We start from the raw sequence: 9,947 nt of genomic DNA, 5'->3' as shown, positions 1-9,947 counted from the left end.
ACCATTACCCTACCATGTTTGACCATAAATCTCCCAAAAATTTGACTTGATCCCAACAATTCAACCTGATCCGTGAACTCCAGGAGTGTAAATTCACCGGTATTGACCGGTTGAAAAAAAACGCAGTTAAGATGAACTGCAGCTTTTATTTAGATATCCTCATCTATTAATAACTTCAGAATAAAATTCATGTTTAACAACTGAATCACTGCTCAAAATCACGTCATATAGTTTACTTCCCTTTTTAAAGATCGCTTCACTAAAATTTACATGCACCCAGGTCTTGGGATTTAAACTATCACGATGCAATACACAGCGGGTCGAATCTCCGGTTTCCTTTATAATAAATGTCAGGACGGTGCTATCCATTGTATCCGGCCATTCAACCATCAGCTTTTCATACCTATCCGCAATGGGATTTCTTTTTACCGGCACGTCCTTATAAAATTTTCCATTTATCAACGTTTTTATATTAATGATGGAATCTGTTTCACTGTTATTTTCCAAATAAACAGGAACTTTGTTTGTGCTTTTTGTAATACATCCGGCAACTGCAAGCAATATCAGATAGGAAAATTTTTTCATTGAATTAATTTGTAACTGTTTGAGGCAATCGCAGTACCTTACCTCTAATATGAATAGTGATTGCTACTGTCTTTGTTCCGTCCTTATTAACAACGGTATTTACTCTAGGCCACGTACTATCTCCATTTATATCACTACAAACCCTGAAAAAGTTTTTATACCTTCTCATACAAAGTAGCAATATAATCGCAATCAAATTGTTTGCACGTTCCCTTTAGATATTCTTCAAATAAATCAGTTGTGTCAGATTCTTGTAACATTAGTGCTGGCAAATATTCCAAATCATCCATGAATTCGGCTAATATCTTTGAAGCGGTCCCTTCATATGCTAATTTACGACCGTGACATATTAAATCATGAATTGCCTTAAGTGCTTTTTTTTCCTTTTCTACTTTAATCATTTATTTAATTTGAAACCGTAAATTTTTAATTGACACATCAAAAATTTCCAAAAAACACCCATTTAACACATTGAATTACAATCAAATACAAGGTGCTGCTATAGCACAGCCACCAGTCTGCTTAATGTTCTGTTTCCATCACTCCAAACAATGGTGTAAACGCCTGCCTGCAATCCGTTTACAGAGGTAGTCGTTTCCGTTACGCCCTGCGCCAGGTTGATCAGCTTTACCGAACGGCCGGTAATATCAACAAACCGCAACGTGGCTGTTTTTGAAGCAGCCGGGTGTTTAATGATCAACACATCATACGCCGGATTCGGTTTTACCGTCAGCTCTTTACTGTTTGCATTTGCCGGATCAACAATAGCCGTTAAGGCATCGTAAATAAAACCATCGCGTGTTCCTTTGCCAATGGGTGTTGTTACAGCCACTGTACCTGAAGCCCCCACCCCTACTACAGCCGTAATAACAGAATCGGAAGTAACACTGAATGAACGGGCTGCCACACCACCAAAACTTACCGCAGCTGCGCCTGTAAAGAAAGTACCCTTTATAGTTACGGTAGCGCCTGTCCCTGCTGTTGTTGGGGTGAACGAGGTAATAACCGGTGCGCCAATATAAGTAAAGCTGCTCAGGCTCACGGTGCCCACCGGTGTGGTTACAATTACATCGCCCGATTTACCGGCGCCCACCACCGCAGTAATGGTGTTGGCATCAACCACCGTGAAAGAAGAAACAGAAACACCGCCAATGGTAACCGCTGTAGCGCCGCCCAAATTTTCACCTTTAATGGTAACCACGGTTCCCGTAGTACCGCTTGCAGGTGAGAAAGAGTTCACCACCAGAGAGCTCAGTTTGTTACGGAAAAAAGAAATACTTCCCACCTGCTCATTAGACACAACAATATCAGGGCGCTGGTCTGAATCAATATCAGAAACACAAATTGAATACACCCGTGCGGCGGTCGTCAATTCTATTCTATTGCCAAAGGAGAAACTACCAGTCGTGCTCGTATTGGGAAAGATAGCCAGTGCCCCGTTATCGGCAGCAAGAATATCAGGTTTACCATCGCCATTCAGGTCGCCGATCTCCACAGCACTCGGTGTACCAATGGTAGTGATGTCTTTCCTGTTATCCATTAATATGTTACCGGGTATGCTCAGGTTCCTTACAATGGAGATTGAATTTTTACTGTTTCCGCCGGGTATCAGAATATCCAGCTTACCATCGCCATCCATATCGCCTACGGCTAAATACCGCGGGTCAGGACCGGTTTGAAACGGCTTACCCTGTTCAAATACGATGGTGCCGGGTGTACTTGTATTTCTCATTACAACGCCAAGGCTGTTCGATGAAAAGGAGTGTGCCAACAACACGAGATCTGTTTTTCCATCAAGGTCAATATCAGCCACTGTAAGCGCATTTATATAAATACCAGCGTTGAAGGGGGCTCGAACAAAAGACAAATTACCTACCGTGCTGGTATTACGATATACATAAGCACCGCCGTATGCAGAGACGATGATGATGTCTGGTTTTCCGTCGTTATCAATATCGGTGCAGGCTACATAATTCAGATCGGGACCGGTATAGGGATAATATACCTCGTTCTCGAATGAAATGTTATTACCGGTGCTGTTGTTTCTGTATACCGAAAGATTCTGACCATCCATTGCATTGGCCACGATCAGATCGAGTTTACCATCGCCATCCAAATCACCGGTGGCAGAATTAAGTGGGCCGTGCGTTGAATTAATGAGTTGTTTTGGTAAGAACGACAGTTTACCAACATTTGAATTGTTTTTAAAGATGGCAATGTGTTCTGTACCTATAGTACCCTTATGACAAACGGCTACATCAGGTTTGCCATCGAGGTCAAAATCAGCAGCATTTACCTGCCTGGGCGAAGAACCCCAAATACCCCAGGCACTATCAATTCTCGCTTCAAACGAAGCGAAGCTTAATGGCGCAGTTGCATTCAGCAATGCCTTGAACTTTCTTTGTGAATAACCGGTAAGGTTATTATTACTTACAGTTATATAATTATACGGTGCACCCGCCGGCACTTTTACCGTGAGCGATTTTGCAGAAGCAGTTAATACTTCTGCTTTCAGTCCGCCAAAGTATACGATGTTTGCCGCCGCCGTTGTATTAAAGTTGGCGCCCGTAATGGTGATCGTTGTTCCCGACAAAGCCGCTTCCGGTGTAAAGCTGGTAATAATGGGTGCAGTGGTATAAGTAAAACCATTAAACGTACCAATGCCCAGGGGCGAAGTAATCGCCACATTACCCGTTGCTCCACCCGCTACAGTAGCCGTAATGGAATAAGGAGAATTCACTGTAAAGGAAGCAGCAGGCACACCGCCAAACTTTACTTCTGATGCCTGTGAAAAGTTAGAACCTTTAATTTCAACAGTTGACCCCGCGGTACCCACATTGGGTGTAACGGATGTGATGGTGGTATACTGCGACACGTAGGTAAAGGCATCGCTGAAACCCGAAAATCCATCCGGCAGGGTTACAGTAACCAACCCTGCTCCACCTGTTGGCACGGTAGCCGTTATACTTGTAGGTGAGTTTACCTTAACTGAAGTTCCGGCAACACCACCAAACGATACTTTAGATCCATTTACAAATCCTGATCCGATAATGGTTACAACCGTACCGGGCCCGCCGGTAGCAGGAGAAATTGAACTAATGATCACCTCTCCAAAAAGGAAACCCGATTTTTTACCTGTACCCGAAGGGTTGGTAACGGCAACATCGCCAGAAGCGCCCGCACCAACTATGGCCGTGATATAGTTATTTGAAGTGATCGTAAACGAGGCTGCCGGCACGCCGCCAAACGTTACACCTGTAACACCGGTAAACCTTTCGCCGGTAATAATAACAGCCGTTCCTTCCACCGCATGTGCAGGTGTTAGCTCGGTAATTGCAGGTGGCGGCGGTATATATGTAAAGCCGGGCAATGAGGCAGTGCCGCCATTGGTTGTTACCATAACATCGCCCGAATTGCCGGCGCCAACCGTGGCGGTCATACTCGTTTCGGAGTTCACCACCACCTTCGATGCACCCTTATTACCAAAATACACGGTTGTAATTTCCGGGTAAAAGTTCTTACCGGTTATGGTTACCTGTGTTCCTGTAGCCCCCGACGTTGGAGTAAAAGAAGTTATTTCGGGTGGCGCATACTGGAAGTGAAAATAATCGTTCGAAACGCCAGAGGCAATATCATTATATACAGTAATAGGACCACTGTAGCCAACACCGGCAACAGCCGTTATAATATTATCCGACACAACGGTGAATGAAACTGCTTCAGCCGGTCCAAACAAAACCTTGCTTGCAGTAGTGAAATGCTGGCCGGTAATGGTAACCGTAGAACCAACGGGACCTGTGGTTGGACTAAACGACGAGATCACCGGGCGTGGCTTAACCGTTAAACCCGGTAAACTGGCATTACCATAGGGCGAAAAAACGGCAACATCGCCGGAAGCGCCGGCGCCCACCCAGGCGTAGATGGTAGTCGGATTATCTATAGTAAAACTGGTAGCCGCAACGCCGCCAAACTGAACGCCGGTTACGTAGCTAAAGTTAATACCGGTTATGGTAACCAACCCGTTTGTAGGTGCTACCGACGGGGTAAATGAGGTAATGGTAGGCGGAGGTACGAAACTAAAGCCATTGATGGTTGCCGTGCCGAACGGAGTTGTTACGGCAATAGCGCCAGAAGCGCCGCCTTCTACCACCGCATTAATGCGGGTTGCAGAAACGACCGTGAACGACCGGGCCGCTACACCGCCAAAATTAACCGCAGTGGCCCCCAGCAAATTTGTTCCGTTGATGGTAATAGTTGTTCCAGCTCCCCCCTTGTTCGGACTAAACGAAGTAAGACCGGGTATGGGCGTATAGGCAAACCCGGGAACCGATGCGGTGCCGTATTGTGTAGTAACACTAACATCACCCGATGTTCCATTGGCCACTTTGGCAGTAATGGTATGATTGTCTATTACAGAAAAAGACGCAGCGGCCGTGCCGCCAAAACTTACAGCAGTGGCGCCTGTAAAATAATTACCCGTGATGGTTATAGATTCACCATTGGAGGCGCTGGAAGGATTAAACCCGGTGATAACCGGCGGTGAAGTAAAAACGAACCCATTAGCCCGGGCAGAGTCTGTTGAAGTTTTTACTGTTACCGGTCCCGATTCACCTGCTCCTACAACTGCTGTTACGGTATTATCATTCACTACCGAAAACGATGCGGCAGGAACGCCGCCAAAACTTACGGCATTCACGCCAGACAAATAAACACCACTAATGGTGATAGTGGTGCCGGCCATAGCAGTAGCAGGTGTAAATGACAACAACTGCGGACTGGCCGTTCGGTTCTTCCAGATGGTTACCCGATAGATACCGCTTAACGGCGCCAGATCGGGTTTGCCATCGTTATCAAAATCGGCTACGGCAATGGTTTCATTAAACGTAGCGCCCATTTGTACATTACTACTAAATGAAATAGCGCCACCGGAAGCACTGGTATTTTTATAAAGCGCAATTGAGTTACTGCCCACACCAACTGCCAGGTCAGGCTTGCCATCACCATTCAGATCGTTGATGGCTAACCCAAAGGTATTATCGCCCAGCGGGTAGTTCAGCGTGTTAGAAAAACTAATGGTGCCCGATACGCTGGAATTGGTAAGAACCGATATACTGGTTCCATAATAATAGGACACCAGCAGATCGGGTTTACCATCGCTGTTCAGATCGCCCACTTCAAGGTGATCGGGGTTAGAACCGGTGGCAACAGTTTGTTTGGCAGCAAAAGAAAGTGCCCCTGTTGTAGAGGTGTTCCTGTAGATCTGTATTACGTTAAAGTTGAAATCGGGTAACACAAGATCCGTTTTGCCATCGCCGTCAATATCAGCAACCCTGAGATCGTCGCTTAAACCAGCTACGGTCATAATATCGATCTTATTGGCAAACGAAATGGTTCCGCCGCTGGTGGTATTCCTGAGCACCGACACCATGGTCTCCAGTCGCTGGGTACGAATGACCAGGTCGGGTTTGCCATCATTATCAAGATCGGTTACTGAGATGCCCGCAGGGTCCTGCTCCGTAGCAAAATCAACTTTGGGCGCAAAGGAAATGACCCCGCCGGTGGTAGTATTCTTAAAGATTGAAACAGTATAATCATTGGTGTTGGAAACGATCACATCGGGTTTTCCATCGCCGTCAATATCGGCCACGGTAACGGCTCGCGGATACTGCCCTGTGGGATAATCGGTTTTTGGCGCAAAAGAAATAACCCCGCCGGTGGTCGTGTTACGGTAAACAGATAGTGTATTGTGCAACCTGTCAACAGCTACTACATCTATCTTTTTATCATCGTCAAAATCGCCCACCGCTTGCTTGGTAGTTTCAATATTGCTATCAACCGAATCAACCCGGCCGGCATAATCGAAAGAACGGGTGGTAAACAACGGCGTAGCGCCGGTAAAAGTTACATTAAAAGGATTTTTGGAAAAGGCGGTAAGTCCATTGGTAGTAACGGTAATGGGCTGATACATGGCCCCCGAAGGTACAGTAACCGTTAGTGAACCTGTACTGGCGGCAGTAACGTTGGCTTTTACGCCGCCTACAAATACGATATTACCAGCAGGAGTGGCACTGAAATTAAGGCCTGTAATGGTAACCGTGGATCCAACCGGGCCTGAAGCCGGCGAAAAAGCGCTTATGGCTGGCTGAGCCCAGGAAATAACAGAGATACATAACGATAAAAAGGAAAGGAGCACTCCTTTCCGCAGCGTTTTTGGTGTAATAGTGAAAAACATACAACTAAGATATAGCGAAAATTAATCAAACAAAAACAAGTTTGCGGTCAGGGTTTTATTAACACGCTACACTAACGCCATCAGGGCTCGAAATAAACTTCTATATCACCCAAAGCGGTATCATGGTCTTCATGATTTCCACGTCCCTGGGTTCAACTATTTACATTTAATATAATTTTTTTTATATTAGAGAATGACTTTCGATGAGCTCAATCTTCAATTTAAAACTGCTCTACCCCTAGTGCTGGTACGGACAAAAAATGCTCCGTTCATGCTTTCCTTTTTTTATAAAGTCTTTAAAGCTACCCATACTACGACCATCACCAATATGGAATTAAGAAATAAGCTAGAAAGGTATCTGGAGGACCTGGAGTATGAAGAAAACGATGATGAATTAAAGGCTACTACCCTTTTTGACGACTATAGCGTGCGGGCTACCCAATATATTGAGAGATGGAGCAATTCAGGCTTTTTGCGAAAATATCCAAATGATGATGGGGAGGACTTGCACGAGCTGACTTCAGATACTGTGAAAGTGATGAATCAGGGCAAAAGCTTTAAAGCCTTTTGGGAATTTCTAATGGATGAAAAAAGACAGCAGGAATACCATGCCTGCAATTTTCTTCTGCCGCTTTGGTGACGTACCGTAATGTATTTCCTGTTTCCTTTTGTCAAGGACTCCGCATACTTCTTTATTGAAATACCCGGCAGATTCGGTTTGGGATTTTTACTTCGCCTGTCACGGGCGCCTTTTTTCTTTACAGGTACCCACATCTGGAATGGTTCCAGCCATATCTGCAGATTGTCCGGAACATCTGCTACAAACTCAATCCCGTTTTTAATCAAATCCGCCAGCAACGCCATGTCCCGACCATAGAACGCATCAAAACATACCCAGCGAACTTTTGTTTTTAACCCTATTATTACATGAGCGATGATCTCTGCTGCCTGATCAATTTTGCTTACCTGCTTTTGTATTCCTGATAGTCGAGCCTGCGCCAGGTTCACCAGCGAACCCGCACATAAAGCACCAAATACGCCTACCTGGCTGTTCTCGGTTTTACCTAACTGTCCGCAGTATTGTCGTTTAACTCCGGCTAAGTGACGCCCTTTCTTAGGGTAATATGGGCAAACGGCTCTGGATGTGCCGCATTTTTTTTATTTGCTGAATAAAGGCGCACAAGCAAAAAGTAGCCCGCCATTTGAAGGCGGGCCTTTATCTAATTTGTTATGTTTTTAATCTTTTTTACAATACTATCTTCTAACTTTTTCTTAAACCAAGGATTGATTATTTCTCCATTGTTTAGCATTTGTATTATAACTGTAGTATCAATTTGATTCGGCAAATCAAAGTATATCATACGCAAGTCGCCGTAAGCAAAATGCCAATCATCTATATTGACATTTTTATAAAATACACTACCTGTTGCGTCGGGTGAGTTGTCAGCGTAAGCTGCACTATCCCCATACTCGAACATAAAGTCCACCATAAGTCCATTATATTTTTGCTCACACGCATATAGAGCAAGATTCATTGATCCCAAATACATGCTATCCGTTAGCTTGGTTTTGTCTTCAATAGCTACCTTCCTGGCGCCCATCTTTAGATAGATCTTAAATCTTGCATCTTCGATAAAACGTTCGAACTTTTTTAACTCAGGTTTTATTACAAAGTCGTCATTCTTAATAGCGTTTCCTTTTCCGGAATTTTTGCAATAAAAATTACAGAAAGCAAAAAATAAAACGAGTACGATAATCTTAATTATGTCTTTCAATTGTAATAATTTTTTTATATCTATTGAATAAATAAACATGATTGGCATCAACAACAACACTTCTATGTTGAAATTTGCCGGAGTAAGGCACATCATTCATAATAGATGGACCGCCACCTATAAGGTACCGTGTTACCGTTTCGAACCTCATCAAAAGGATATTGCAACAGCGTAGTATGAGAAATATTGTTACTTCCCTTTACCGTTGATTGCTTCAACACTTTATATTCGTCATCATATGCATTATCCGTAATAGTAACAATAGATTCGCCGTTTTCTGCAAATGTCTCCTCTTCCTTAGATTCGACATAGGGATAATAGGTATACTGAAGTGAAGCCACATATCGGATGGACTGGAATGAGGATCCATAAATGTCATTGGGGTACGACTTTAAAATACGCACGTTCTTATCAAATCTCGATGCGGGTACTGGAACGTCGTTTTCCCCAGAGATTTCAGCTGTACGCACCCCTTTGGACAGCCGGGTAATTACTCCGCCGGTTGTCAACAGCCAGCCATTGCCGAAGTAACCGGGTATGGCATCTGGTTTCGCTCCAATGGCATGGTGATACCTTAAAGTCAAATCCAAACCAAGATCTTTATAGGATATACCTCCCAGTGGAATACTGACATCCGGTGTTCCTGTATAATGACTTACCGGAATGGTTCCAAAAATATTAAACATGGAAGCCACTGGACTTGTCGGAATAAACTCGCGGCTATTCACCTTCTTGCTTTCCATATTCTGGCCTTTCACGGCAAGGTATATTATAAAAATAACTGCCAACTTTTACTCACCGAATCACTCACTGCAAATAAGTGCATTTTTGATACATTAGAAAAATGACGCACCTAAAAAATGAGCCGTAAAATATTGATTATCTTAACATTAAGTACTAAGTAACAACTCAGTTATAGACTCAGCCGGGCATAAAAAAATCCTCCATATGGAAGATCTCACTAAAATAAAAAAGCTGCAAATCGACGACTTGCAGCTTCTGTCGGGAGGACAGGATTCGAACCTGCGACCCCATGGTCCCAAACCATGTATTCTACCGGGCTGAACTACCTCCCGAGCGGCTATTCGCTTCATATTCACCAATCAATCTCTCCGCTCAAATAGGGTTGCAAAAGTAAAGACTTTCCACTTTCCCTCCAAATTAAAGAAGCTTTCCCGCTCAAAGTTTTTAATAAATATTGCCGATCTATGGCATTACGGTGATTTTTTTACCGTTGGCGCTCAGGCTCATCGCATCGATGCCTGTATCAGGAGAGATTTTGATAACTCGCCTTTACAGCTAGCTGTTCCTGCATTATAAGTATCATCCACACGGGGAATAGCAATATTTGGAAC

At 44.1% G+C, this 9,947-nt stretch carries 6 protein-coding genes, 1 tRNA gene and 1 pseudogene; 1 reads left to right on the top strand and 7 read right to left on the bottom strand.

Translation table 11 applies throughout. The features are described from left to right. Positions 1-159 precede the first annotated feature (159 nt). From A4R26_RS31015 to A4R26_RS31005, 3 genes are all read right to left on the bottom strand, one after another. A complete protein-coding gene (locus A4R26_RS31015) occupies positions 160-585 on the bottom strand; it encodes a hypothetical protein (protein WP_081170498.1) in 426 nt (141 codons plus the stop codon). Positions 586-740: 155 nt separating this feature from the next. Then, positions 741-986 (bottom strand): hypothetical protein, encoded by a 246-nt coding sequence (locus A4R26_RS31010; protein ID WP_081170496.1) that lies wholly within the window; start codon positions 984-986, stop codon positions 741-743. Positions 987-1,084: 98 nt separating this feature from the next. Beyond that, positions 1,085-6,817: an IPT/TIG domain-containing protein gene (locus A4R26_RS31005; RefSeq protein WP_081170494.1), complete on the bottom strand. Its 5,733-nt coding sequence runs from the start codon at positions 6,815-6,817 to the stop codon at positions 1,085-1,087. A gap of 193 nt (positions 6,818-7,010) precedes the next feature. On the opposite strand from A4R26_RS31005, the gene A4R26_RS31000 reads away from it, so the two are divergent. Continuing rightward, positions 7,011-7,457 (top strand): DUF3375 family protein, encoded by a 447-nt coding sequence (locus A4R26_RS31000; RefSeq protein WP_081170492.1) that lies wholly within the window; start codon positions 7,011-7,013, stop codon positions 7,455-7,457. Here the strand turns inward: A4R26_RS31000 and A4R26_RS36265 are convergent. The 4 genes and pseudogenes from A4R26_RS36265 to A4R26_RS30980 all read right to left on the bottom strand — a co-directional run. Further along, positions 7,361-7,879, bottom strand: a pseudogene (locus A4R26_RS36265) (hypothetical protein); the annotation flags it as partial. The gene A4R26_RS31000 and the pseudogene A4R26_RS36265 overlap by 97 nt on opposite strands. 158 nt (positions 7,880-8,037) lie before the next feature. Continuing rightward, a complete protein-coding gene (locus A4R26_RS30990) occupies positions 8,038-8,592 on the bottom strand; it encodes a hypothetical protein (RefSeq protein WP_133054837.1) in 555 nt (184 codons plus the stop codon). Between the two features lie 92 nt (positions 8,593-8,684). Next, the gene (locus A4R26_RS30985; protein ID WP_133054836.1) at positions 8,685-9,335 is read right to left on the bottom strand and encodes a hypothetical protein; all 651 of its coding nucleotides are present in this window, start codon (positions 9,333-9,335) and stop codon (positions 8,685-8,687) included. Positions 9,336-9,594: 259 nt separating this feature from the next. Next, positions 9,595-9,668 (bottom strand) — tRNA-Pro (locus tag A4R26_RS30980). Positions 9,669-9,947: the final 279 nt, after the last annotated feature.

It is taken from the genome of Niastella populi (assembly GCF_002078015.1).
Taxonomy (GTDB): Bacteria; Bacteroidota; Bacteroidia; order Chitinophagales; family Chitinophagaceae; genus Niastella; species Niastella populi.
Note: the sequence above shows the minus strand (reverse complement) of the source record. Positions and strands in the feature narration are given on the sequence as shown.